The 24,713-nt window shown below is 69.4% G+C and carries 23 protein-coding genes; 13 read left to right on the top strand and 10 right to left on the bottom strand.

Annotated elements, in window-relative coordinates:
* Window positions 1-143: 143 nt before the first annotated feature.
* The 6 genes from V5F66_RS15745 to V5F66_RS15720 all read right to left on the bottom strand — a co-directional run bounded on the left by V5F66_RS15745 (window position 144) and on the right by V5F66_RS15720 (window position 6,244).
* On the bottom strand, window positions 144-1,877 hold the full coding sequence (locus V5F66_RS15745; protein ID WP_394052526.1) for a cation acetate symporter: 1,734 nt from the start codon (window positions 1,875-1,877) through the stop codon (window positions 144-146).
* Complete coding sequence (locus tag V5F66_RS15740; RefSeq protein WP_012114451.1) at window positions 1,877-2,185, bottom strand: DUF485 domain-containing protein; 309 nt, start codon at window positions 2,183-2,185, stop codon at window positions 1,877-1,879. Before V5F66_RS15740 ends, V5F66_RS15745 begins: the two co-directional genes overlap by 1 nt.
* Before the next feature lie 434 nt (window positions 2,186-2,619).
* Complete coding sequence (locus V5F66_RS15735) at window positions 2,620-3,507, bottom strand: NAD(P)-dependent oxidoreductase (protein ID WP_394094218.1); 888 nt, start codon at window positions 3,505-3,507, stop codon at window positions 2,620-2,622.
* A complete protein-coding gene (locus V5F66_RS15730; protein WP_394094217.1) occupies window positions 3,504-4,652 on the bottom strand; it encodes a LacI family DNA-binding transcriptional regulator in 1,149 nt (382 codons plus the stop codon). The genes V5F66_RS15735 and V5F66_RS15730 overlap by 4 nt, the downstream gene beginning before the upstream one ends.
* A 146-nt stretch (window positions 4,653-4,798) precedes the next feature.
* Window positions 4,799-5,125, bottom strand: a complete 327-nt coding sequence (locus tag V5F66_RS15725; protein WP_012114454.1) for a hypothetical protein — start codon at window positions 5,123-5,125, stop codon at window positions 4,799-4,801.
* 81 nt (window positions 5,126-5,206) lie between these two features.
* On the bottom strand, window positions 5,207-6,244 hold the full coding sequence (locus V5F66_RS15720; RefSeq protein ID WP_394094216.1) for an L-idonate 5-dehydrogenase: 1,038 nt from the start codon (window positions 6,242-6,244) through the stop codon (window positions 5,207-5,209).
* A 143-nt stretch (window positions 6,245-6,387) separates the two neighbouring features.
* On the opposite strand from V5F66_RS15720, the gene V5F66_RS15715 reads away from it, so the two are divergent.
* The 6 genes from V5F66_RS15715 to V5F66_RS15690 all read left to right on the top strand — a co-directional run bounded on the left by V5F66_RS15715 (window position 6,388) and on the right by V5F66_RS15690 (window position 11,421).
* Complete coding sequence (locus V5F66_RS15715; protein WP_394094215.1) at window positions 6,388-7,155, top strand: SDR family NAD(P)-dependent oxidoreductase; 768 nt, start codon at window positions 6,388-6,390, stop codon at window positions 7,153-7,155.
* A gap of 90 nt (window positions 7,156-7,245) precedes the next feature.
* Window positions 7,246-8,061 carry a transporter substrate-binding domain-containing protein gene (locus tag V5F66_RS15710; RefSeq protein WP_012114457.1) on the top strand — a complete coding sequence of 272 codons (816 nt, stop codon included), beginning with the start codon at window positions 7,246-7,248 and terminating at the stop codon, window positions 8,059-8,061.
* Window positions 8,062-8,089: 28 nt separating this feature from the next.
* Window positions 8,090-8,794 (top strand): amino acid ABC transporter permease, encoded by a 705-nt coding sequence (locus V5F66_RS15705; RefSeq protein ID WP_393999561.1) that lies wholly within the window; start codon window positions 8,090-8,092, stop codon window positions 8,792-8,794.
* A complete protein-coding gene (locus V5F66_RS15700) occupies window positions 8,794-9,453 on the top strand; it encodes an amino acid ABC transporter permease (protein WP_012114459.1) in 660 nt (219 codons plus the stop codon). Before V5F66_RS15705 ends, V5F66_RS15700 begins: the two co-directional genes overlap by 1 nt.
* Window positions 9,434-10,165, top strand: a complete 732-nt coding sequence (locus V5F66_RS15695) for an amino acid ABC transporter ATP-binding protein (RefSeq protein ID WP_012114460.1) — start codon at window positions 9,434-9,436, stop codon at window positions 10,163-10,165. The genes V5F66_RS15700 and V5F66_RS15695 overlap by 20 nt, the downstream gene beginning before the upstream one ends.
* Window positions 10,166-10,485: 320 nt before the next feature.
* On the top strand, window positions 10,486-11,421 hold the full coding sequence (locus tag V5F66_RS15690) for a 2-hydroxyacid dehydrogenase (RefSeq protein ID WP_394094214.1): 936 nt from the start codon (window positions 10,486-10,488) through the stop codon (window positions 11,419-11,421).
* A gap of 30 nt (window positions 11,422-11,451) precedes the next feature.
* Here the strand turns inward: V5F66_RS15690 and V5F66_RS15685 are convergent, their stop codons facing one another.
* Window positions 11,452-12,144, bottom strand: coding sequence for a gamma-glutamylcyclotransferase (locus V5F66_RS15685; protein ID WP_041575483.1), 693 nt, complete (start codon window positions 12,142-12,144; stop codon window positions 11,452-11,454).
* Between the two features lie 299 nt (window positions 12,145-12,443).
* Here V5F66_RS15685 and V5F66_RS15680 point away from each other — a divergent pair, with 299 nt between their 5' ends.
* Window positions 12,444-14,609 (top strand): histidine kinase dimerization/phosphoacceptor domain -containing protein, encoded by a 2,166-nt coding sequence (locus V5F66_RS15680; RefSeq protein ID WP_394094213.1) that lies wholly within the window; start codon window positions 12,444-12,446, stop codon window positions 14,607-14,609.
* 19 nt (window positions 14,610-14,628) lie between these two features.
* Window positions 14,629-15,219, top strand: coding sequence for a biliverdin-producing heme oxygenase (locus tag V5F66_RS15675; RefSeq protein ID WP_394094212.1), 591 nt, complete (start codon window positions 14,629-14,631; stop codon window positions 15,217-15,219).
* 50 nt (window positions 15,220-15,269) lie between these two features.
* On the opposite strand, the gene V5F66_RS15670 is transcribed toward V5F66_RS15675, so the two are convergent.
* Both V5F66_RS15670 and V5F66_RS15665 read right to left on the bottom strand, forming a co-directional pair.
* Window positions 15,270-15,956 carry a VIT1/CCC1 transporter family protein gene (locus V5F66_RS15670; protein WP_012114465.1) on the bottom strand — a complete coding sequence of 229 codons (687 nt, stop codon included), beginning with the start codon at window positions 15,954-15,956 and terminating at the stop codon, window positions 15,270-15,272.
* Window positions 15,957-16,073: 117 nt separating this feature from the next.
* Window positions 16,074-16,859: an MBL fold metallo-hydrolase gene (locus V5F66_RS15665; protein WP_394094211.1), complete on the bottom strand. Its 786-nt coding sequence runs from the start codon at window positions 16,857-16,859 to the stop codon at window positions 16,074-16,076.
* 69 nt (window positions 16,860-16,928) lie between these two features.
* On the opposite strand from V5F66_RS15665, the gene V5F66_RS15660 reads away from it, so the two are divergent.
* Together V5F66_RS15660 and V5F66_RS15655 are read left to right on the top strand one after the other, a co-directional pair.
* On the top strand, window positions 16,929-17,840 hold the full coding sequence (locus tag V5F66_RS15660; protein ID WP_394094210.1) for a LysR family transcriptional regulator: 912 nt from the start codon (window positions 16,929-16,931) through the stop codon (window positions 17,838-17,840).
* 163 nt (window positions 17,841-18,003) lie between these two features.
* Complete coding sequence (locus V5F66_RS15655) at window positions 18,004-19,014, top strand: LLM class flavin-dependent oxidoreductase (RefSeq protein WP_012114468.1); 1,011 nt, start codon at window positions 18,004-18,006, stop codon at window positions 19,012-19,014.
* 17 nt (window positions 19,015-19,031) lie between these two features.
* Here V5F66_RS15655 and V5F66_RS15650 read toward each other — a convergent pair whose 3' ends face one another.
* Entirely contained in the window at window positions 19,032-19,463 is a 432-nt protein-coding gene (locus V5F66_RS15650) for an OsmC family protein (RefSeq protein WP_394094209.1), read from the bottom strand.
* A 304-nt stretch (window positions 19,464-19,767) separates the two neighbouring features.
* Here V5F66_RS15650 and V5F66_RS15645 point away from each other — a divergent pair, with 304 nt between their 5' ends.
* From V5F66_RS15645 to V5F66_RS15635, 3 genes are read left to right on the top strand one after another with little or no spacing between them, the layout of a single operon-like run.
* Window positions 19,768-21,312, top strand: a complete 1,545-nt coding sequence (locus V5F66_RS15645; RefSeq protein ID WP_394094208.1) for an efflux transporter outer membrane subunit — start codon at window positions 19,768-19,770, stop codon at window positions 21,310-21,312.
* A 10-nt stretch (window positions 21,313-21,322) separates the two neighbouring features.
* Complete coding sequence (locus V5F66_RS15640; RefSeq protein WP_394094207.1) at window positions 21,323-22,609, top strand: efflux RND transporter periplasmic adaptor subunit; 1,287 nt, start codon at window positions 21,323-21,325, stop codon at window positions 22,607-22,609.
* A 2-nt stretch (window positions 22,610-22,611) separates the two neighbouring features.
* Window positions 22,612-24,642, top strand: coding sequence for a MacB family efflux pump subunit (locus V5F66_RS15635; protein WP_394094206.1), 2,031 nt, complete (start codon window positions 22,612-22,614; stop codon window positions 24,640-24,642).
* The last annotated feature ends 71 nt before the right edge of the window (window positions 24,643-24,713 follow it).

Here is a 24,713-nt window from a genome sequence, read left to right as displayed (position 1 = left end):
GGTTGGGGGACGCTTGCGTGTCCGAGGGAGCGAGGGCATCCGGTCCCCGGGCCGTGTCGGCCCGGGGGGTGCTGGTCCGGCTGTCCTCGTCTGCGGTGCCGGGCGGAGGATGATCCGGCCGCGGCATCGGGAGGGCCTTTAGGTCAGTGACCCGAGGCTTCCGACGCCCCGATGCCGGTTTCGGAGCGCACCTGCTGCGCCGGGAAGCCGGCCCGGTCGATCTTCGCCCGCTGGCTGTTGTCGAGGATCGAGACCAGCCAGATGCCGATGAAGCCCAGCGTCATGGAGAACAGCGCCGGCGAGGTGTAGGGGAACGGCGCGGAACCGGCCGGGTTGCCGAGCGTGGCTTCCCACACCGAGGGCGACAGGATGGTCAGGACCACCGAGGCCGCAAGGCCCAGGAAGCCGCCGACCACGGCGCCCTTGGTGGTGCAGTCCTTCCACAGCACCGACATGAACAGCACCGGGAAGTTGGCCGAGGCCGCCACCGCGAAGGCCAGGGACACCATGAAGGCGATGTTCTGCTTCTCGAAGGCGATGCCCAGCAGCACCGCCAGGATGCCGAGGCAGATGGTGGTGGCGCGCGAGACCTTCAGCTCCGAGGCGCTGTCGGCCTTGCCCTTCTTGATCACGGTCGAATAGAGGTCATGCGACACCGCCGAGGCGCCCGAGAGCGTCAGGCCGGCCACCACCGCGAGGATGGTCGCGAACGCCACCGCCGAGATGAAGCCGAGGAAGATGTTGCCGCCGACCGCGCGGGCCAGGTGCACCGCCGCCATGTTGGAGCCGCCCACGAGGCCGCCCTTGGCATCCAGGAATTCCGGATTGGTCAGCACGAAGGTGATGGCGCCGAAGCCGATGATGAAGGTGAGCAGGTAGAAGTAGCCGATCCACCCGGTGGCCCACATCACCGACTTGCGCGCTTCCTTGGCGCTCGGCACGGTGAAGAAGCGCATCAGGATATGGGGCAGGCCGGCGGTGCCGAACATCAGCGCCATGCCGAAGGAGATGGCCGAGATCGGGTCCTTGATGAAGGTGCCCGGCCCCATGATGGACTGGCCGGCCGCGGCCGCCGCCTCGGGGGCGATGCCGGGCTTGGCCGCCGCAAGCTGCGTCTTGATGCCAACCGCCGCCGCGAACAGGTTCTCCGGGCTGAAGCCGTAGCGCCACATCACCATGATGGCCATGAAGGTGGCGCCGCCGAGCAGCAGGCACGCCTTGATGATCTGCACCCAGGTGGTGGCGGTCATGCCGCCGAACAGCACGTAGACCATCATCAGCGCGCCGACGATCACCACCGCGATCCAGTAGTCGAGGCCGAACAGCAGCTTGATGAGCTGGCCGGCGCCCACCATCTGGGCGATGAGATAGAAGGCCACCACCACCAGCGTGCCGGACGCCGCGAACACGCGCACCGGGGTCTGGGCGAAGCGGAAGGCGGCCACGTCGGCGAAGGTGAACTTGCCGAGGTTGCGCAGGCGCTCCGCCATCAGGAAGGTGAGGATGGGCCACCCGACAAGGAAGCCGATGGAGTAGATGAGGCCGTCGAAGCCGGAGCTCATCACCGCCGCGGAGATGCCGAGGAACGAGGCCGCGGACATGTAGTCGCCGGCGATGGCGAGGCCGTTCTGGAAGCCGGTGATGCCGCCGCCGGCGGTGTAGAAGTCGGCCGCCGACTTGGTCTTCGAGGCCGCCCACTTGGTGATGAAGAGGGTGCCGACCACGAAGATCGCGAACATAGCGATCGCGGTCCAGTTGGTGGCCTGCTTCTCCGAGGCGCCGATGGCCTCGGCCGCGAAGGCCGCCGTGGGGACAAGCGCAAGGGCGGCGAGGCCCGCAAGGCGCGCCGCCTTGCCGATGAAAGCATGCGTCGACATCACTTGAGCACCTGCTGCTTGATCTTCTCGGAAAGGTCGTCGAACTCGCTGTTCGCGCGGCGGACGTAGACGGCGGTGATGAGGATCGTGAAGACGATCACGCCGAAGCCGATGGGAATACCCCATGTCATCACGCCCGAGCCGATACGCGCGGCAAGAACGGCCTTGTCGAAGGCAATAAGCAGGATGAAGCCGTAGTAAACGACCAGCATCGCTAAAGTGAGAGTCCAGCCGAAGCGCGAGCGCGTCGCCTTCAGCTTCTGGTAATTGGGGTCGGCCGCAATGCGGGCGGCCAGAGATGCGTCCATCGGAGCCCCTCCCTTTGGGTCCACGGATATGCCGCGGACCTGATTGTTATCGTGGACGACGCCGGGCTTGAGCGGGCCACACGTCGCGCCTGCAATCTGGACCAGCCGCGCCGTCGGCGCTAGTTGGGGAGATACCGTACTTTCGGCGATACTCCTGCGACAGGCTCCCGCACTGCACACAGGGGCTTGTGGGGCAAAGAAGCGCTTCAAATCAGAAGTTTAGCGGTATTTGGGGCGTATTGCAGTTGCGTTCGTCCACGGCGGGAGCGGTTTTTTCCGAAGACGCCGGAAGCTTATACTTTCGGGTGACGCAACTCAACGATCCGCCGTTCGTCTTATGCCAGATCGTGACACCCCCGCGCGGTGCGGTATCCCGAGGGGGTGTCCCAGGGGAAGTCTCTGCTGTGAAGGGGCTGGGACGGCTGGCCGGGGGCCTACGCCGTGCCGTCGAGCAGGCGCATCATTTCGGCGGTGTCGCGGCCGCCGAGGCCCGCGGCCTGCAGGAGGCGGTGGATCTCGGTCACCAAGGAGGTCATGGGCAGCGGGGTGCGGGTGGCCATGGCGAAAGCCTGCACGGATTCCAGGTCCTTCAGCATGTTCTCGATGCGGCCGGTGGAGGTGTAGTCGCGCGCCGCGAACTTGGCCATGAACTCGCCGAGGATCCGCGAATCGGCCCGTCCGCCGCTCAGGGCCACGGGAATGGCGGCGGGGTCGACGCCGCCGGCCTCGGCCAGCTTCACCGCCTCCGCCACGGCCTGGAACAGCACCGCGCAGAATAGCTGGTTGACGAGCTTGGTGGTCTGCCCGGCGCCGGGACCGCCCATGCGGGTGTAGTTGGCGCAAAGATCGTCCATCACCGCGCGGGCGCGCTCCACATGGTCGGGCTCGCCCCCCGCCATCACCGTCAGTCGGCCCTCAAGGGCGCCGGGCACGCCGCCGGAGAGCGGGCAATCCACGAAGGCCATGCCGGTCTCGCGCTTCAGCCGCTCGGCCAGGCGCTTGGTGGCGCCGGGGTCGATGGACGACATGTCGATCACCATCCGCTCCGGCGCGGCCACGCAGGCGACGCCGTCCGGTCCGAACACCGCCGCTTCCACGATGTCGGCGCGGTTCAGGCTGAGGATGACGAAAGGCGCCGCGCCCGCCGCCGCCGCGACGCTGGCGTGGCCGGTGGCGCCCTTGGCCGCAAGCGCCGCCACGCGGGCGGCATCGATGTCGAACACATGGACGCCATGGCCGGTGTCCAGCAGGCGCTGGGCGATGGCGCTGCCCATGATGCCGGCGCCGATGACTGCGACGTCGGGCTTGTGCACCTGTGTCATGGCGTTTCCCTCGCGGCCTGCGTGCGGCGGGGGCCGGCAGCGGTCTTTGGTTGGTTGCCGGCCGCGGCGGCGGTCGGGCGTTTGCGTGCCTTGGCCGGTGCGGCGGTGCGCGGGGCGGTGGTTTCGCGTTCGATCAGGGTGAAGCCCACGTCCACGTTGCGCTCCACCTCGGCTTCCTGCGCGTCGCGCTTCAGCAGGGCGCGCAGCATGGTGCCGGCGGCGGCACCGATGGCGCGGGCATCCACCCCGATGGTGGTCATGGCCGGATAGCTGAGGCGGCCCACCTCGAAATTGCCGAAGCCGATCAGGGAGATCTGCCCTGGAACGTCGATGCCGCGCCGCTTCAGCTCCATCATCGCGCCGAAGGCGGCGAGGTCGGACACGGCGAACACCGCCTCCACGTCCGGCGCCCGCGCGAGCAGCGCGCCGATGGCGTTGGCGCCGTGCTCGAAGGAGGCCGGCGGCAGTCCGTGGCGCAGCACCAAAGCGTCGGAGAGGCCGGCCTCGCGCAGCATGGAGGAAAAGCCCTTCAGGCGGGTGTCGGCGCGATGGTCGCACAGGTCCGCGTCGGCCTCCGGCCCGATGGCGCCGATCTTGCGGTGGCCGAGCGCGATTAGATGGCGGGCGGCGGCGCGCCCCACCTCGAAGTTGGAGAAGCCCACGGCGCGGTCGAGAGGCTGGTCCGGCTGCTCCCAGATCTCCACCACCGGGATGCCGGCGCGGTCGAGCAGGGTGCGGGTCGCGGCCGTGTGCACCGAGCCGGCGATGACGATGGCGTCCGGGCGGCGGGGCAGCAGCGCGCGCACGAGGCGCTCTTCCTCGGCCACCTGATAGAGGGTGTAGCCGATGAGGAGCTGAGTGGCGTCGGCCTTCAGCACTTCCGCGAGGCCCTGGGCGGTGTCGCCGAAATTGGAGTTGGTCAGGGTCGGCAGGATCAGCCCGACGAAATTGGTGCGCCGCGAGGACAGGGCCCCGGCCACCAGGTCCGGCAGGTAGCCGAGCTGCTCCACCGCTTTCAGCACCCGCTCGCGGGTGGGCGCGGCCACCGTGTCCGGATCGGTGAACACCCGCGAAACGGTCATGGGGGAGACCCGCGCGAGGCGCGAGACATCCCGCATGGTGGGCTTCTGGGTTGGTCGGGACATGGCTTGGGTCCGCTCTCCTGCCGGGGAAGATCCCGCGCGGGGGCGCGCGGGATCTGTATTTCTACTTGGATTTTCGCATTTTATTCAGGTGAGCCAGGAACTGCTTCGCCCGAAAGCGCGGTTTTCCTCAACGAAATCGAGTGACGTTACCGAGGTGCCATCCGCTCATAGACGAAATGGTAGAAGCGGCCGTCGAAGAATTCGGCGAGGCGATCGGTGGCGGCCCGGCCCTCGCTACGCACCGGGGAGGCGAGCGCCTCGGCGATGGCCTCGCGCGAGGGATAGTCCACCTCCTGCACCATCACGATGGAGGGGGCGCCCGCATCGGGCTCCACCGTGCGCATCACGCGCACCGCCTGCGCGTTCGGCATGCGCTTCCAGATGGGCAGAAGCTCGTTCTCCACGATGGCGAAGAAGGCGTCTTCCTTGCCGGGATGGATGGTGCCCTCGAAGACGGCGCTGCGCGTGAACATAAGTGTCTCCAGATGAAGCGGCGCGCGGGCGTCGGACCGGCGCGGAATGCGGATGGGGCGGGTGCGTTCACACGTGCCGGTTCAAAAATGCAGATGCACCTTGATGGCGCGGCTGCGGTCGGCGGCGAGCTGGAAGGCTTCGTCCAGACGGCTCATGGGCAGGTCCGCGGACATGACCGGCTCCACATCGATGAGGCCGCGCACCAGCCAGTCCACGGCGGTGTGGAACTCGCCGGAGAAGCGGAAGGCGCCGACGAAATCGATCTCCCGCGCCATCAGCATGTTGGCCGGCACCGGCACGTCGCCGGGGGGCATCATGCCCAGCTGCACCACCCGTCCGCCCGGCCGCACCACCTTGAACAGGGAGGCAAGGGCCTGCGGCACGCCGGTGGCTTCCAGCGCGGCATCGAAGAAGCCCTTGTCCTTCTCGTAGCGGGCCAGTTTCTCGGGGGATGTTGCGACGTTGATGGTCTCGTCCACCCCGGCGGCGCGGGCCAGCTCCAGCGGCGCGTCCACGATGTCGGTGATGGCGATGAAGCTTGCCCCCACCCGCCGCGCGGCGATGGCGAGCAGCATGCCGATGGGCCCGGCCCCGGCGATGAGCACGCGCTTGCCCGCCAGCTCGCCGGCCCGGCGCACGCCGTGGATGGCAACCGACAGCGGCTCGGCCATGGCCACCCGGCGGAAGGGAATGTCGCGGGGCACGCTCACGCACTGGTCGGCGCGGCACACGAAGGTCTCGGAGAAGGCGCCCTGCACGTGGGGATAGATGGCGGCGCTGCCGAAGAAGCGCATGTTGCGACACAGGTTGCTGCGCCCGGCGCGGCAATAGTCGCATTCCAGGCACGGCCGGCTCGGGTTCACCGCCACATGGTCGCCGAGCGCCAAAGTGCTCACGGACGCGCCGAGCTTGATCACCTCGCCGGAAATCTCGTGGCCCAGCACCATGGGCTGCTTGAGGGCGAAATCGCCCACCCGGCCCTTGCCGTAATAGGACAGGTCCGAGCCGCAGATGCCGCCGGCGCGGAACGACACCAGCACCTCGTTGGCAGCCATTTCGGGCTCGGGGCACTCGTCGAGGCGCAGGTCCTTGGCGGCGTGGATGACGGCGGCCTTCATGTTTCCTCTCCTTGCAGCTCGGGCGGCGAATGTGCGGATCGCGGTCCGCTTTGCCTCTTGTCATGTTACCGATATCATGAAATACAGTTCGCGCAAGAGCGGCGCACATTTCAGATGCGCTCCGGCATGGGGAGGAGGACAGCGTGTCCCTGCAATTGTTCGACCTCAGCGGCAAGCGCGCACTGGTCACCGGATCAGGGCAGGGCATAGGCCTATCGCTGGCCGAGGGCCTGGGCCGCGCCGGCGCCCGCGTGGTCATCAATGGCCGCGACGAGGCCAAGCTCGCCAAGGCGGCGGAGCAGCTTTCCGCGCAGGGCATCGCGGTGGAACGGTCGGCCTTCGATGTGACCGATCCCAAGGCGGTGGTCGAGGCCGTGGATGTCATCGAAAAGGACCATGGCCCCATCGATATTCTCGTCAACAATGCGGGCATCCAGCGCCGCGCGCCGCTGGAGGAGTTCGAGGTGGACACCTGGCGCGAGGTGATGCGCACCAATCTCGACAGCGTGTTCTTCGTGGGCCAGGCGGTGGCCCGCCACATGATCAAGCGCGGGCGCGGCAAGATCATCAATATCGGCAGCCTCATGAGCGCGGCGGCGCGCTATTCGGTGGCGCCCTATACGGCGGCCAAGGGCGGCGTGCGCAACCTCACCTTCGGCATGTGCACCGACTGGGCCCGCCACGGCCTCCAGATTAATGCGGTGGGGCCGGGCTATTTCGCCACCCCGCTCAATCAGGCGCTGGTGGAAAACCCCGATTTCGACCGCTGGCTGAAGGCCCGCACCCCCGCCGGCCGCTGGGGCAGGGTGGAGGAATTGCAGGGCGCCGTGATCTTCCTCGCCTCGCCCGGATCCGATTTCGTCAACGGCCAGATTCTCTACGTGGACGGCGGCGTTCTGGCGACGCTTTGAGTCTCGCGCGCGGCATCCCTCATCCGGGCGCGAAGACCCGGGGATGCAGCCTTGAAGTAAAAATCGACCAAAATCGGGAGGACCTGACCCATGCGAAAGATGTTCCGCACCTTCATCGCGGCCGGGGCGCTGGCGCTTGCCGCCGCCGGCCCGCTGGCAGGCCTTGTCGCCGGCAGCGCCGACGCCACCAGCCTTTCCGACATCCAGAAGCGCGGCAAGGTGCGCATCGGCGTGCTCACCGGCGCCCCCCCCATGGGCATGGTGGACGAGCACGGCAAGCCGGCCGGCTATGACGTGGACGTGGCCAATCTCGTCGGCACCATGTTCAACCTGCCGGTGGAATTGGTGCCGGTGACGCCGCCGGCGCGCATTCCCGCGCTCCAGACCGGGCAGGTGGACTTCCTCGTGGCGACCCTTGCCCCCACCGGCGAGCGGGCCAAGACGGTGATGTTCACCACCCCCTACAGCGCCTTCAACATGGTGGTCGTGTCGGGGCCGGGGAAAGTCTACAACGTGGTCGGCGATCTCAAGGGCAAGCGCATCGCCGTCAATCGCGGCTCCTCGCAGGAAACCGCCCTGCGCCGTGCCAACGTGCCTGGCCTCGAGCTCGTGGTCTACGAGGACGACGCCACCACCGCCCAGGCCCTGCTGTCCGGCCAGGTGGACGGCACCGCGCTGCCCTCTACGGTTGCCGCCGCGCTGCTGAAGCAGATGCCGAGCGCCGGCCTGCAGGTGGGCCAGCCGTTCTTCCGCCAGGGTAATTCCATGGCGACTTTGCCCGGCGACTTCGAGCTGCTGCACTATCTCGACACCCTCATCTACTTGATGAAAGTCTCCGGCCAGCTCGACGCCATCGCGGTGAAATGGACCGGCGAGCCCTTCCCGGCGAGCCTGCCCACCTTCTGATTTCGTCGCCGCGCAGAGAGGCTTCGCCATGCCCTATGAACTCAGGCTGGAGGTGCTCGCGCAATATCGCGAGCAGCTTTTCGACGGGCTCCTGATGACCGTCTGGCTGTCGGTGGCCTCCATCGCCGCCGGGACCTTCTTCGGCGTGGTGCTCGCCTCGCTGCGCAGCGTGCGCGGGGGGGCGGTGCGCTTCCTGGTGGATGCCTATGTGGAGGTGATCCGCAACACCCCGTTCCTGGTGCAGCTGTTCATCATCTATTTCGGCCTGCCCACCCTGGGCTTCCGGGTGGGGGCGGTGACGGCGGCCCTCATCGGCATGACCATCAACCTTGCCGCCTATTCCACCGAGATCATCCGCGCCGGCATCGAATCCATCCACAAGTCGCAGATCGAGGCGGGCGAAGCTTTGGGCCTCACCCAGCTGCAGATCTACCGCGATATCATCATTCTGCCGGCGGTGGCGAAGGTCTATCCCTCCCTGTGCAGCCAGTTCGTCCTGATGATGCTGGCCTCATCCGTGTGCTCGGCCATCTCCACGCCGGAATTGACTGCCGCCGCCTCCTACGCCCAGTCGCAGAGCTATCGCTCGTTCGAGGTCTATATCGCGGTCACGCTGATCTATCTGGCGCTGGCGCTGACCTTGCGCGGCGGGCTCGCGCTCATCGGCTGGCGCCTGTTCGGGCGGCCCGGCGGGCGCGCCGTACAGCCCACCCTCAAGGTGGAGGCGGTGTGATGTTCCTGCGCAGCTTCGGCCTCAATGAATTCTACTTCCTGCTGGAAAGCCTCCAGTGGACGCTGGCCCTCACGGGGCTGGCCATGGTGGGCGGCGGCATCGCCGGCTTCCTGGTGGCGCTCATGCGCACCGCCCGCACCAGCGCTTTGCGCATCGCCGCTGGCGTCTACATCCAGGTGGTCCAGGGCATCCCGGTGCTGATGATCCTGTTCCTCAGCTATTACGGCCTCAGCCTTGCCGGCTACCAACTGCCGGCCATCGTGGCCGCCGGCCTGTCCATGTCCATCTATGCCTCGGGCTATCTGGGCGAGATCTGGCGCGGCTGCATCCAGGCGGTGCCGAAACCCCAGTGGGAGAGCGGCGAAAGCTTGGCCCTCACCATCCCGCAGCAGTATCTCTATATCATCCTGCCGCAGGCGATCCGGATTTCCCTGCCGCCCACCGTGGGCTTTCTGGTCCAATTGGTGAAGAACACTTCCATCGCCGCCCTGATCGGCTTCGTGGAACTGACGCGGGCCGGCCAGCTCATCAACAACGCCACCTTCCAGCCGTTCCGGGTGTTCCTGACCGTGGCCGCGCTCTACTTCGTCATCTGCTACCCCATGTCCCAGCTCTCGCGCTGGCTGGAAAGGAGGCTCCATGTCGGAAGTCGTCATTGACCAGGTCCACAAGAGCTTCGGCGCGGTGGAAGTCCTCAAGGGCGTCTCGCTCTCCGTCGCCCCCGGCGAGGTCACGGCGCTCATCGGCCGCTCGGGCTCGGGCAAGTCCACGCTGCTCCGCTGCATCAACGGGCTGGAGCAGTTCCAGTCGGGCGCCATCCGCGTCGCCGGCCACGATGTGACCCCCGACCGCGCCGCCCTGCGCAAGCTGCGCACCGACGTGGGCATCGTGTTCCAGAGCTACAATCTGTTCCCCCACCTCAACGTGGCGGAAAATATCATGCTCGCCCCACGCCGGGTGAAGGGCGTGGACAAGGCCACCGCCCGCAAGAAGGCCGAGGAGGTGCTGGCGCTGGTGGGCCTGTCGGAGAAGATCGAGGCCTATCCCGACCAGCTCTCCGGCGGCCAGCAGCAGCGCGTCGCCATCGCCCGCTCGCTGGCCATGCAGCCCAAGGTGATGCTGTTCGATGAGGTCACCTCGGCGCTCGATCCCGAACTCACCGGCGAGGTGCTGGCGGTGATGGAGAAGCTCGCCCGCGACGGCATGACCATGCTGCTGGTGACCCATGAGATGGGCTTCGCCCGCCGCGTCGCCAACACCACGGTGTTCATGCACCAGGGCCGCATCCATGAGGCCGGCCCCTCCCGCGACCTGTTCGAGAACCCGAAGACCCCGGAGATGCGGCAATTCTTGAAGGCCGACGTGAAGTAATCGCGGGGGCAGTGATCTGCCGGCTTAAAGGGGAGGGGTCCCACCCAGCCCCGCAGCATCGGTTCTCAGAGACTGTTCGGTTATTCACCCAAGTGGGCGCCTGCAGCGCTCACGCCCCCTAATCGCCGTCATGGCCGGGCTTGACCCGGCCATCCACGCGGCAAGGCTGGGGGCGATATTCACAAGCTGTCTCAAGCGGTTCGACGTGGATGCCCGGGTCAAGCCGGGCATGACGGGAGTCATCGCGATTATGCCTTTTTGAGTTTCCAGACGGGCTCCTAAAGCCGAGGCATCTTCCGGCCATTTGTCAGAGGACACACATGAAACCCGAGATCATCCAGTATTGCCCGCTGATGCCGGGCCTCGAGGCAGCGCTGGCCGAGCGCTTCACCGTGCATCGCTTCTTTGAGGACAAGGACCCCGAGGGCTTCCTCGCCCGCCACGCCGGTGCCATCCGCGGCTTCGTCACCGGCGGCCATCTGGGCCTGCCGCCGGACCTCGGCGCGAAGCTGCCGGCGCTGGAGATCGTGGCCATCAACGGCGTGGGCTTCGACAAGGTGGACCTCAACGAGGCCAAGCGCCGGGGCGTCCGCGTCGCCAATACGCCGGACGTGCTCACCGAGGACGTGGCGGACCTCGCCATCGGCCTGTCCATCGCCCTGCTGCGGCAGATCGTGAAGGGCGATGCCTATGTGCGCGCCGGCCAGTGGCTGGGCGGGGACCTGGCGCTGGGCGCCAAGGTCTCGCGGCGGCGCTTCGGCATTTTCGGGTTGGGCCGCATCGGCCGGGCCATCGCGCGGCGGCTGGAGGGCTTCGACGCCCAGATCGCCTACAGCGACCGGGTCAAGCTCGATGTGCCGTATGATTTTGAAGACACGCCCCAGGCGCTGGCGGCGCGCAGCGATGTGTTCGTGGTGGCGGCGGCGGCCTCCGCCGAGACGCGCAACGTCATCGACCGCTCGGTCATCGATGCCATCGGGCCGAAGGGCATCATCGTCAACGTGGCGCGCGGCTCGCTGGTGGATGAGCCGGCGCTGCTGGCGGCGCTGAAGGAGGGCCGCATCCGCGGCGCCGCGCTCGACGTGTTCGCCGACGAGCCGCGGGTACCGGACGGCTTCTTCGGCCTGCCCAACGTGGTGCTCACGCCCCACATGGCGAGCGCCACCGGCGAAACCCGGCAGGCCATGGCGGACCTTGTGCTTGCCAATCTGGTGGCGCACTTCGCCGGCGAGCCTTTGCCTACCGCGCTGGTGTAAGGCGGGGGAATCCGAACCAGCGGGACGGCCTCACTCCTCCCGCGCCAGCTTCTCGTCGCGGGCGGCTGCCACTTCCTCGGCCAGCGCCTCCAGCACCGGGTCGGGGATGCCGAGGGCGCGCAGACCTTCGCAGGTCTGGAACAGATAGTCCGCCGCCGAGCCGATGGCCCCGGAGGCGTTGGCGAGCCGGTGGATGATCTCGGCGCGGGGGAGGCGGCCGGCATATTGGCAACTGGCGCGGTCGATGGTGAAGGAGATGGCGCTGCCGAAGCGCGCGCCATCTGCATCGAAAACGTCCAGCCAGCGCGGTACATAGGCGCCTGACAGCATCTCCCGCCGCCACAGGATGGACAACTCGCGCTCCAGGATCGCATCGTCGATGCGCAGGGCGACGCCGTGGCAGACGCCGCCCTCGTCCAGGCCCAGCGTGAGGCCGGGATTGTCGGTGGTGCCGCGCCCGAGCACGGTGGTCAGGCAGAAGGCCCGGTGCCAGCCCTCGATGCGGGCGGTACGGTGTTCCTGCGCATGCACGGTGGGGTTCCAGATCAGCGAGCCATAGGCGAACAGCCAGGCGTCCCCGTCGGGGCGCGCGTCCAAGGTGGCGCGTAGCGAGGCGGCACGCTCCGCGTCGGTGAGCACGCGCAGGGCCGGGGCGTCCCGTGCCGCAATGGCATCGATGCCGCCGGATTCGATCAGTTCGCGGGTGAGCTGTTGGATCTTCATGGCGATGCGAGGATATAAGCAGGAACTGCGCCAATGCCATGGCGGCCGCCCGCCCGCCGGATGCATGGTCGCAAACGGCGATTGCGCCGCCGTCAGCCTGCGCGATTTTACCAGCTCACGGGTGCGTTTGGCTTGGCCGGAACCGTCGTGCAATGGATGGCGTTGATCGACATGGCTTACCGGTAGATTCGGCCGTGCACGGTAGAGCCTCCGCTTGCCATGCCCGCCGGGCCCACCGAGCCTAAGGTCGATGCGTACGCCGTTCATGCCCTACCGCCACCGATGCAAAGCCTGAGTTGATGGAAGACGCGACCTCCCGCCGCCTGGCCCGCTCCGATCTCGACCCTCTTACCGTGTGCGACCGCGAGCCGATCCACAGGCCGGGCGCCATCCAGCCCCACGGCCTGCTGCTGGTGGCCGATTCGCGCACCCTCAAGGTGGTCGCCGCGGCGGGCGACGTGGAGGGCCGGCTCGCCGCCGACTGGGCCGGGCGCGACCTCGGGGCGCTGCTCGGCCGCGACGTGGCCGCCCTGCTCGGTGCGGCGGCGGTGGGCACGGTGCGGGTCGGGCGGGTGGCGGGACGGGACGAGACCTTCGAGGTGCAGATCCATGCCTCCGGCCGGGGCCTGCTGGTGGAACTGGAGCCCGCCGGCGCGCCGCTGGCGGCCGCGGATATCCTCGCCGGTCTCGATGCCTCCGCCACCCGGTTCGAGCAAGCGCCCGACCTGCGCGCCCTGTGCGCGGAGGCGGCGCAGGCGTTCCGCCGGATCACCGGCTTCGACCGGGTGATGATCTACCAGTTCCGCGAGGACGAGGCCGGCGTGGTGCTGGCGGAGGCCAAGGCGCCGGAGATGGGCTCCTTCCTCAACCACCACTTCCCCGGCGGCGACGTGCCTCGGCAGGCGCGCGCGCTATATGTGCGCAACCGCGTGCGCGTCATCCCCGACGTGGCCTACGTGCCCGCGCCGCTGCGGCCCGCCGCGACCGACGGCGCTGGGCCCGACTGGAGCGATCTGGACATGAGCGACCTCGGGCTGCGCTCGGTCTCACCCATCCATGTTCAATATCTGAAGAACATGGGGGTGGGGGCCTCGGCCTCGGTGTCCATCGTGAAGGATGGGCAACTGTGGGGGCTGGTGGCCTGCCATCACCGCACGGCGCGGCTGTTGCCCTACGAGCTGCGCCTCGCCTGCCAGTCGCTGGCGGGCAACCTTGCCCGGCAGATCCGCGCCAAGGTGGACGCGGTACTCTATCGCGAGCGCATCCGGCTGCGCGCCGCCGAGGACGCGCTGGCCGACGCGCTCGCCGGTGACTTCGCGGTGGAGGAGGTGCTCGACCGGCACGGCGACGACCTGTGCCGGGCGTTGAGCGCCGACGGCTTCGCCGCCGTGGCCGGGTCCATGCTCCTGACCAAGGGCCGCTGTCCGGATGAGGAAACCGTCCGGCGCATCGCGCAGTGGGTGGAGACGCAGGCGCAGGTGCGCGCCTTCAGCACCCACGCCCTGTCCGAGCACCTGCCCGCCGATTCCGGCGCGGTGGACGCGCGGGCGAGCGGGCTGCTCGCCCTGACCGTGCCGGGCGAGGAGCCGCTGGTCCTGCTGTGGTTCCGCGCCGAGCAGGTGGAGGTGGTGAACTGGGCCGGCAACCCGCACAAGACCTCGTCCGCCGATCCGCAGGCGGAGCTGACGCCGCGCGCCTCCTTCGCGGCCTGGAGCGAGACCGTGCGCGGGCGGTCGCGCCGCTGGACGCTGGTGGAGACCGAGACCGCCCAGCGCCTCGCCCACACTTTGCTTCAGGCCCGCCAGCAGCGCCGGATCCGCGAGCTGAACCGCCAGCTCTCCGCCACCGTGGTCGAGAACGAGCGCCTGCTCCAGTACAAGGACCACCTCATGAACGAGGTGAACCACCGGGTGCAGAACAGCCTGCAACTGGTGGCCTCCTTCCTGCGGCTGCAGGCCCGCACCCTGGGCGATGCCCCCGCGCGCGACGCGCTCGCCGAGGCCGAGCGCCGCATCGCCGCCGTGGGCCTCGTCCACCGCCAGCTCTATGGCGGCGAACAGGTGGAGACGGTGGACCTGTCGCGCTACCTCACGGACCTGTCGCACGAAGTCACCAATTCCCTCGGGGCTGAGTGGCGCGCACACCTGATGCTCGACCTCGCGCCGGTGCTGATGGCCGCCGACCGCGCGGTGCGGCTCGGCCTCATCCTCACCGAGCTGGTGCTGAACACGGCCAAATATGCCTATCTGGGCGCGCCGGGGCCGCTGATCCTCGCCCTCGACCAGAACCGCGACCGCTTCCGGCTGGTGGTGGCCGACCGGGGCGCCGGCAAGACCGGAGCGCGGCAGGGCTTCGGCACCGTCATTCTCAACGCCATGGTCCAGAGCCTCAACGGCACGCTGGAGGACCTCGACAACGCCCCCGGCCTGCGCACCGTCGTCACCGCGCCCATCGGCATCGGCTAGGGCCGCCGGGATGGATGCGGTGGATGCGCCCGCCCTCGGCCGCGCGGCCCGCCTGAAGGCGGAAACGGCGGCGGTCCATGGCCGGCTCGATGCCCGGATCATGGCGGCGGGCGCGTTCACGGACCGCGCCGGCTATGCGCGCTTCCTGCTGTTTCAACGCCTGCTCCACGAGGACGGCGCGCCGTTGTACGGCCATCCGGCGCTGGCCGGGCTGCTGGCAGAGGCCGGCGTGGGTGCGCGGCTCCATCTGGTGGAGCGCGACCTCGCGGATCTCGGCCAGCCGCGCAGCCGCCCGGCCGGTGCGCCGGAGCCGGCTTTCGCGATGGGCCTGCCCGATGCCGCCACTGCGCTGGGCTGGCTCTATGTGCTGGAAGGCTCGCGCCTCGGCGGCGCCGTGCTGCTGAAGGGCGCGCAGGGGCTGGGGCTGACGGCCGCGTTCGGCGCCCGCCACCTCGCCCCGGCGCACGAGGGTGTCCTGGCCCATTGGCGCCGCTTCACCACCGGGCTGGAGGACGCGGATCTGGACGGTGTCGGCGAGCAGCAGATGATCGCGGGCGCCATCGCCGCCTTCCAGCGGGCGCATGCGCTGGCTGATTTCGCCTTCGGCTGAGCGGGGCTTTCCTCTTCGGCCCGCGCGGCACCTGAGCGAGGCCCTCCTTCTCAGACTGCGTGGCCGATGAGTGCGCCGATGGCGGCAGTGACGGCCATGGCGAAGGCCCCCCAGAAGGTGACGCGCACCGTGGGCTTCAGCAGATCGGCGCCGCCGACGCGGGCGCCCACCGCGCCGAGCAAGGCGAGGCAGGCCAGGGAGCCGCCCGCCACCACCAGCGGGATCGACCCCTGCGGGGCCACGGCGGTGAGCACCAGCGGCAGGGCGGCGCCGGCGGCAAAGGTGCCGGCGGAGGTGAGCGCCGCCTGGATTGGCCGCGCCACCATGTGCTCGGACAGGCCCAGCTCGTCGCGGGCGTGGGCGGCGAAGGCATCCTTCGCCATCATCTGCTCGGCCACCTTGAGGGCGAGCGCCTTCTCGACGCCGCGCTCCACATAGATCTGCGCCAGCTCGGCGAGTTCCGCCCGGGGCTGCTCGGCCAGCTCCTTGCGCTCGCGGGCCATGTCCGCCGCCTCGGTGTCGGCCTGGGAGCTGACCGAGACATATTCCCCCGCCGCCATGGACATGGCGCCCGCCACCAGCCCGGCGACGCCTGCCACCAGGGGCTCGCTGGCCGTGGCGGAGGCGGCGGCAACGCCGATCACGAGGCTCGCCGTGGAGATGATGCCGTCATTGGCGCCGAGCACCGCCGCCCGCAGCCAGCCGATGCGGGAGATGAGGTGGTTTTCGCGATGCATGGCGTTGCTCCCTGCGTCCGGCGCCGATTCTGCCGGGATCACAGCCTGCATACGCCTTTGAATGCAACTGGATATGACGCAGTTCATATACCTTCAGGAAAAGGCGCGCGCCCCTCCTCAGGCCGCGAACACGGTCGGGCGGCCGGGCTCCAGCGGGACGAGGCGCTCGGCGATGCCGAGGGTGGCGAAGGCGGCGGCCAGCTCCGTGGCGCTCTCCTTGAAATGCACCCAGCCGTCGGTGTGGGCGGCGACCAGCGTGGCATCGGGAAAGGCGTTCGCGGTTTCCAGCGCGTCGTTGGCATCCATGGTCATGTGGAAGCGGCCGCGCGGCTCCGCCGAGCCGGCGAAGACGATGACCACCCTGGGCGCGAACCGCCGCGCCACCTCGGCCACGCCTTCGTAGAACACCGTGTCGCCGGTGACATAGAGGAGGTCCCCCGGCGCGTCGCGGCCGAGGAGGAAGCCCACCACATCGCCGGAAATGGGTTCGATCCCCGGCGGGCCATGGCGCGCCGGGGCGGCGGTGACGAACAGCCGGCCCTTGCCCGGCACGTCGAGGGTGGTGGTTTCGAACGGGGCGAGACCGAGGACATTTTCGCCGCCCAGCCGGGTGGCGCCGGCCTGCGTGGTGAAGACGGTGCCCACCTTGGGCAGCAATGCGCGGCCGGCGTGGTCGAGATTGTCGAGGTGCTGGTCGTGGCTCAGCAGCACCGCGTCGAGCGGCAGCACCGCCTCGGCCTCAATGGCGGGGCCGACGGTCTTCTCGAAATGCACTGGCGCGGTCTGGTAGAGGCGGGGCGGATCAAAGGTGGGATCGGTGACGAGGCGCAGGCCTAAGGTCTCGATCAGGACGGTGGGGCCGCCGATCAGGGTGAGGGTGAGGTCGCCGGACGGGCTGGTCATGGGAAGGCTCCTGTTTCGCGACGACCATGGCGCGCTTCAGGCTCCGCGAAAATCCGCTATTGTTGCGCAATGGCTGATCGAAATCGCACAGGGCCGGACTGGGAAGACGCCCGCTTCTTCGCGGCGCTGGCACGGCATGGCAGCCTGTCCGCGACGGCGCGGGCGCTGGGCGTCAACCACGCCACCGTGGCCCGGCGCGTCGCCGCCATGGAACAGGCGCTCGGCGAAAAGCTGTTCGAGCGCCGGCCGGACGGCTATGCGCTCACCGCCGCCGGCACCCGCGCTCTGGAGGCGGCCGACGCCATGGAGAAGGCGGCCCGCCGCCTGCTGCGGGCGCAGGAGGAGCGGCCGCTGGGCGGCCTCGTGCGCATCGCCGCCACGCCGAGCCTCGCCGACCTCTATCTGATGCCGCGCCTCGTTGCCCTCGCGCAGCGCCATCCGGCCATCGACATCGAGATCGTTTCCGAGCGGCGGCTGGCGAGCCTCGCCCGCCGCGAGGCCGACATCGCCCTGCGCCTCGGCGCCCCCAAGGATGCGCGGGGGTTGGATGCGGACGTGATCGCAAGGCGCCTCGCCACCCTCGCCTTCGGCTATTACGGCACGGCGGACTGGCGCGACAGGATCGCGGCGGGGGCGGCGCCGGTCTTCGTGGGCTTCGACGAAGCCAACGCCCATCTGCCGGAGGCGGCGTTCCTCGCCCGGCATTTTCCCCGCGCGCGGCTGGCGGTGCGGGCCAATACCCAGTCCACCCAGGCCATCGCGGCCCGCGCCGGCCATGGCATTGCGCTTCTGCCGCACTTCATTGCGGCGGAGGAGGGCGTGCTGGTCGCCGTGCCCCTCGTCCCTCTGCCGCCGACGCGCGACCTGTTCCTGCTCACCAACCGCCTGAGCGCGGACGACGGGGCAGTGCGCGCGGTGCGGGATTTTCTCGCCGAGCTGTTTCACGCGGACGCTGCGTTGTTTTCCGGTCTGGACGATTGAGACGCGGGCACGCCTTTTACCGCGGCTCCCGCCTCCCTATCTGAAGGACGGGGCGATCCGCTGGAGCACGCGCCGGCACGCTTGCGGGGCGGGCCGGGCAACGCGCGCTCTTTCCTGAAGTCTGGTGCCGGGCGCGGCGCCAGCGCGGTTGAGGCAGGGTCTCATGGTGCAGCTTTCCATTCTCGATCTGGTGCGGGTGCGGCAGGGGTCCAGCCCCCGCGATGCCCTCGACAATGCCCGCGATCTGGCGGCCCACGCGGAAGAGTGGGGCTATCGCCGCTTCTGGGTGGCCGAGCATCACAACATGCAGGGCATCGCCAGCGCCGCGACCTCCGTGGTCATCGCCCATGTGGCCGCCGGCTCCCGCCACATCCGGGTGGGGGCGGGGGGCATCATGCTGCCCAACCACGCGCCCATGGTCATCGCCGAGCAGTTCGGCACGCTGGCGCAACTGTTCCCCGGCCGCATCGACCTCGGCCTCGGCCGCGCGCCGGGCACCGACCAGAACACCATGCGGGCGCTGCGCCGCTCGCTGACCAATTCCGACCATTTCCCCAATGACGTGATCGAGCTTCAGGCCTATCTGGGCGATGCCGAGCCGGGCCAGTCCCTGTTCGCGGTGCCGGCCACCGGCACCAACGTGCCCCTGTGGATCCTCGGATCGAGTACGTATGGGGCGCAGCTGGCGGCGGCGCTGGGCCTGCCCTATGCGTTCGCCTCCCATTTCGCGCCGGCGGACCTGATCCCGGCGCTGGAGCTGTATCGTGCCCGCTTCCAGCCCTCGGCGCAGCTTTCCCGGCCCTATGCCATGGCCGGCCTCAACGTGATCGCCGCCGAGACGGACGAGGAGGCGCGCCACCTCGCCACCACCCAGCAGATGTCGGTGGCGGACATTTTCCGTGGCGCCCGCGGCCTCAGCCAGCCGCCTATCGCCGATATCGAGACCTATTGGTCCCCCATGGAGAAGGCGCAGGCCGCCCGCTTCCTCTCCCGCTCCGTGGTGGGCAGTCCGCAGACCGTGCGCGCCGGCATCGAGGCCTTCGTGGCCGAGACCTTGGTGGACGAGGTGATGATCGTGTCCGATGTGTTCGACCACCACAAGCGCCTCGCCTCCTATCGCATGATCGCCGACGCGGTACCTCACGCCGCCGACTGGGAGAAATCGGCGGCGTGAGTGCTGAGGGCTGACCCTCAGGTCTTCAGCGTGGCGTTGAGGCTGATGGCGGCGCGGATCACCTTGGAGAGGGGGCAGTTGGCCTTGGCAGTGTCCGCCAGTTCCGCGAACTGCTCCGGGGTGGCGCCGGGGACGGTGCCTGTGAGGGTGAGGTCCACGGCGGTGATCTCGTAGCCCGCCTCCTTCTTCTCCAGCGACACCTTGGCAGAGGTCTGGAGGTCGGTGGCGGTTAGGCCGGCCCCGCCGAGGATGAGCGAGAGCGCCATGGTGAAGCAGGCGGCGTGGGCGGCGCCCAAAAGCTCCTCCGGGTTCGAGCCCTTCTGGTTCTCAAAGCGGCTGGCGAAGCCGTAGGGATAGGCGGACAGCGCGCCGCTCTCGGTGGAGATCGCGCCCTTGCCGTCCTTGATGCCGCCGCTCCACTGGGCCGAGCCGGTGCGGATGATCGCCATGTTCGTCTCCTTGTTGGTCCGGGGGGCCTGTCGCGGCCGAGGGCCGTGCCCATCGGCTTCGGCGCCCGACCTTGGGCTCAACAATCGGGCGGGCAAATCGTTCACTTCCGGTTGGCGCTTTTTTGTCCACGCGGGGGCCGCCGCGCGCGTTCCGGCCCCAGGCGGAAACGTTCGGATACGGACGGAAAACAAACGATGCGCCCGGGTCCTATTGCGGTCACCTCGACCGTGACACTGGGGCCATGAACCGGCCCACCCCCTCGACCCCTTCCGCTCCCGCCTCTGTGCGCCGGGACGTCCCGGCATGGCGTCCATGACGCATCGGGTGTTGGCGCGGGTTCGGGCGCAGGTTCCGACGCGGATTCTGGCACGGGTGGCGGCCGGGCTGCTGGCGGCGCTGGTCCTGTCGGGCTGCGCCGTGGGGCCGGACTACGAGACACCGCAACTCGCCATGCCCGACCACTGGGGCAGCGGGCGCGGCGAGAGGGCGGAGGCCGCTCCGCAGCTCCAGCGCTGGTGGCGGCGGCTGGGCGATGGCGTGCTCGACGGGCTGATGGAGGAAGCGGTGGCCGGCAATCTCGACGTGGCGACCGCCAAGGCCAAGGTGCGTGCGGCCCGTGCCACCTATCGCGAGCAGGTGGGCGCCCTGTTTCCGCAGGTCACCGGCAACGCCTCCGCCACACGGGGCGACAATGGCGGCAACGTGGGGTCGGGGGGCGATGTCACCGTCGCCAGCACCTATGGCCAGTATCAGGCGGGGCTCGACGCCAGCTGGGAAATCGACCTGTTCGGCGCCAACCGTCGGGGCGTGGAGGCCGCTGCCTACGGCTCGGATGCAGCGGTGGACGATCTCGACGCCGCCCTCGTCACCCTCGTGGGCGACGTGGCCACCAATTATATCGACGCGCGCGGATATCAGGCGCGCATCGCGCTCGCCCGCCGCACCGCGAGCGCCCAGCGCGAGACCGCCGCGCTGACCAGGCGCAAGCTCGACGCCGGCGGCGCTTCCGCCTTGGACGCGGCCAATGCGGCCGGGCAGGCGGCCAGTACCGAGGCGGACATTCCAGAGCTTGAAGCGGCCTATGCCCAGAGCGTGCATCGCCTGTCCGTGCTCACGGGGCGGGAGCCGGCGGCGCTCACCGGACGGCTGGAGCGTCCGCGCGCGGTACCGGCACCGCGCCTGCCGGTGCCCAAGGGCATTCCAGCGCAGGTGCTCACCGCCCGCCCGGACGTGCGCGCCGCCGAGCGGCGGCTGGGCCAGTCCACGGCGCTGGTGGGGCAGGCGACGGCCAACCGCTATCCTTCCATCAGCCTCGCCGGCACGCTCAACACCACCGGAACGCAACTGGGGGATCTGGCGCGCGGCTCCTCCATCAGCTGGTCGCTCGGGCCGACACTGACGGTGCCGATCTTCACCGGCGGGCAGCTCAAGGCGGCGCAGGAACTGGCGGAGGCAGAGCGCGACCAGTCGTTCCTCGCCTATCGCGCGGCGGTGCTCACCGCGCTGGAGGATGTGGAGAATGCCTCCGTCTCCCTCGGCCAGCAGCGCCTCAAGACCGGCCGGCTCACCGCCTCCGCCGCCTCCTACCGCGAGGCGGCGCGGCTCTCCCACGCGCTCTATGGGGCGGGCTCGTCGAGCTTCCTTGACGTGCTCACCGCCGAGCGCTCGCTCTATGCGGCCGAGACGGCGCTGATCGAGAGCCGGGTGGCGGTGGCGACCTATTATGTGGCGCTCAACAAGGCGCTGGGCGGCGGCTGGGACGGGGCGGTGGACACGACGATGCCGGTGGTCGTGGACGACAATACCGGCCCCCATTTCGCGCGCCTGCCGGCGTCGGCAATCCAGTGAGGCCGCCGGCATGAACGCGCTTCCGCCCTTCGATCCGGCGCCGGCCGCCACCCACCGCGACCCCGCGCCCAGGCTGCCCGCGCGCCCGTCGCGCCGGCTCTGGCGTTGGGGGGCGCTCGCGGTGCTGCTTGCGGTCGCGGCCTATGGCTATTCCCGATTCACCGCGCCCGATCCCGGCAGCGCGCTGATGACTGCTGTCGTCACCCGGGGCGACGTGGCCGAGACCGTGCTCGCCAGCGGCACGCTGAAGCCGTCGCGTCTGGTGGCGGTGGGCGCGCAGGCGTCCGGCCGCATCACTTCGGTCAAGGTGCGGCTGGGGCAGAAGGTGACGGCCGGCGACCTCGTGGCCGAGATCGATTCCGTCACCCAGCAGAACGCGCTCGGCACGGCGGAGGCGTCGCTCGCCAATGTCCGCGCCCAGAAGGCGGAGAAGGAGGCGACCCTTACCCTCAACGAGCAGGCGCTGGCCCGCCAGCGCACCATGGTGGCGCAGAAGGCGGTGTCGCAGGCCGACTTCGAGACCGCCGAGGCCGCCGTGAAGGTCACCCGCGCCCAGCTCGCGGCGCTGGAGGCGCAGATCGTGGAGGCCGCCATCGCGGTGGAGACGGCCCGCGCCAACCTCGGCTACACCCGCATCACCGCCCCCATCGACGGCACCGTGCTCGCTCTGGTGGCCCAGGAGGGCCAGACGGTGAACGCGACCCAGTCGGCGCCCACCATCGTCATCCTCGGCGCCCTCGACGTGATGACGGTGCGGGCGGAAATCTCCGAAGCCGACATCGTGAAGGTGGCACCAAGCATGTCCCTGTGGTTCACCATCCTCGGCGCCCCGGACATCCGCTATGACGGCAAGCTCGCGTTCATCGAGCCGGCGCCGGAATCGATCAAGACCGACAGCAGCTTCACCACCACGAGCACGTCTTCTTCTTCGTCGTCTTCTTCCTCGTCCAGTTCTTCCTCAGCCATCTACTACATGGGCCTGTTCGACGTGCCGAACCCGGAGGGGCGGCTGCGCACCTACATGACGGCGGAGGTGCACATCGTCCTCGGCGAGGCCAAAGGGGTGCTCACCGTTCCCGCCACCGCGCTCGAGCGCGACGGGGCGGGCGACAGCGTGCGCGTGGTGGAGCCGGACGGCACGCTGGCGCGGCGCAAGGTGGAGGTGGGTCTCAACGACAAGATCACCGCCGAGATCCGCTCCGGGCTGACGGCGGGCGAACGGGTGGTGACTGGCGAGAAGGTGCAGGGCGCCGCCACGGCCTCGCGCGTGCCCGGCCCGCCGCCCATGGGGTTCTAGCCATGCGCATGGAGCGAGTGCCTCTCATTGAACTTTGCGGCCTCAGCCGCGCCTATCCGGCCGGCGAAGGCACCATCACGGTGCTGAAGGACATCACCCTTGCCATCGCCGAGGGGGAGATGGTGGCCATCGTCGGCGCCTCGGGCTCCGGCAAGTCCACCCTCATGAACATCCTCGGCTGCCTCGACCGGCCCACGCGCGGGGCCTACCGCATCGCCGGGCAGGAGACCTCGGACCTTGATGCCGATGCGCTGGCGGCGCTGCGCCGGGAGCATTTCGGCTTCATCTTCCAGCGCTATCACCTGCTCTCGGAATTGACCGCGCTGGGCAATGTGGAGATCCCGGCCATCTATTCGGGGACGCAGGCCGAGGCGCGGCGGACGCGGGCGAGCGGCCTGCTGGCGCGGCTCGGCATGGCGGACCGTACCACCCACCGGCCGGGCCAGCTCTCCGGCGGCCAGCAGCAGCGGGTCTCCATTGCCCGCGCGCTGATGAACGGGGCGCAGGTGATCCTCGCCGACGAGCCCACCGGCGCGCTGGACAGCAAGAGCGGCGCGGAGGTGCTGCGCATCCTCGACGAGCTGCACGCCGAGGGCCGCACCATCATCATCGTCACCCACGACATGGGCGTGGCCGAGCGGGCGCAGCGCATCATCGAGATCCGCGACGGCGAGATCGTCGCCGACCGTCCCGGCAAGGGCGGTGCGCGTGTCGACACCGCCCATATGGACACCGCCCTTTCCGATCGCTTCGGGCGCCCACCGCCCGAGCGGGCGCCGGGATCTGCGCGGGGGCAGGTTCCGGCGCCAATTTCCCGCGCCGCGCGGGCCCCCGCCTATGCCGGGCGCCTCAAGGAGGCGTTACGCATGGCGCTCCTCGCCATGGCAGCGCACCGGTTGCGCACCTTCCTGACCATGCTCGGCATCATCATCGGCATCGCCTCGGTGGTGTGCGTGGTGGCGCTGGGCGAGGGCTCGCGCCAAAGGGTGCTGGCCGACATCTCCGGCCTCGGCACCAACACGCTGGAGATCTTCGCCGGCCGCAGCTTCGGCGACACCCGCTCCGGCCGCATCACCACGCTGGTGGTGGCGGATGCCGATGCGCTGGCCCGCCAGCCCTATGTGGCGGCGGTGACGCCCACCGTCTCCACCCAGAGCACGGTGCGCTTCGGCGCCATTGAGGCCAACGCGCTGGTGAACGGGGTGGGGCAGGGCTATTTCGCCGCCCGCGGCACCAAGCTCGCGCAGGGCCGCTTCTTCGACCGCGACAGCGTGCGCGCCCTCGCCCTCGATGCAGTGATCGACGAGAACACCCGCAAGGCCCTGTTCAAGGATGTGGACCCCATCGGGCAGGTGATGCTGGTGGGCAGCGTGTTCTGCCGGGTGGTGGGCGTCACCGCGCCCCAGCAGGGCGGGTTCGGCGGCAGCCAGAACCTGTCCATCTACCTGCCCTACACCACGGTGCAGGCCCGCTTCCTCGGCAGCACGTCCCTGCGCTCCATCACGGTGCGGGTGGCCGACGACACCGATGTGGCCCTCGCCGAGCAGCAGGTGACGCGGTTCCTCACCCAGCGTCATGGCATGAAGGACTTCTTCATCCTCAACACCGACGACATCCGCAAGACCATCACCGCCACCACCCAGACCATGACGGCGCTGATCGCGGCCATCGCCGTCATCTCGCTGCTGGTGGGCGGCATCGGGGTCATGAACATAATGCTGGTGTCGGTGTCCGAGCGGGTGGGCGAGATCGGCGTGCGCATGGCGGTGGGGGCGCGGCAGGCCGACATCCTCCAGCAATTCCTCATCGAGGCGGTGCTGGTGTGCGTCGTGGGCGGCATCGCCGGCATCGCGCTGGCGCTGGGCTTCGGCGCGCTGTTCGCGCTCACGGGCTCCAATTTCCAGCTGGTCTATTCGGCCGCATCCATCGTCGCCGCGGTGGCGTGCGCGAGCCTCATCGGGGTGGCCTTCGGCTATCTGCCGGCCCGCAACGCCGCGCGGCTCGATCCGGTGGCGGCGCTGGCGCGGGACTGAAGCGGTTTCGAGGACCGGGCGGGCCTCACATCCATTGGGCGGCACAGCAGTTGCTTTATAGAATTGAAAGG

The organism is Xanthobacter versatilis, from assembly GCF_043193975.1.
GTDB lineage: Bacteria > Pseudomonadota > Alphaproteobacteria > Rhizobiales > Xanthobacteraceae > Xanthobacter > Xanthobacter autotrophicus_E.
Note: the sequence above shows the minus strand (reverse complement) of the source record. Positions and strands in the feature narration are given on the sequence as shown.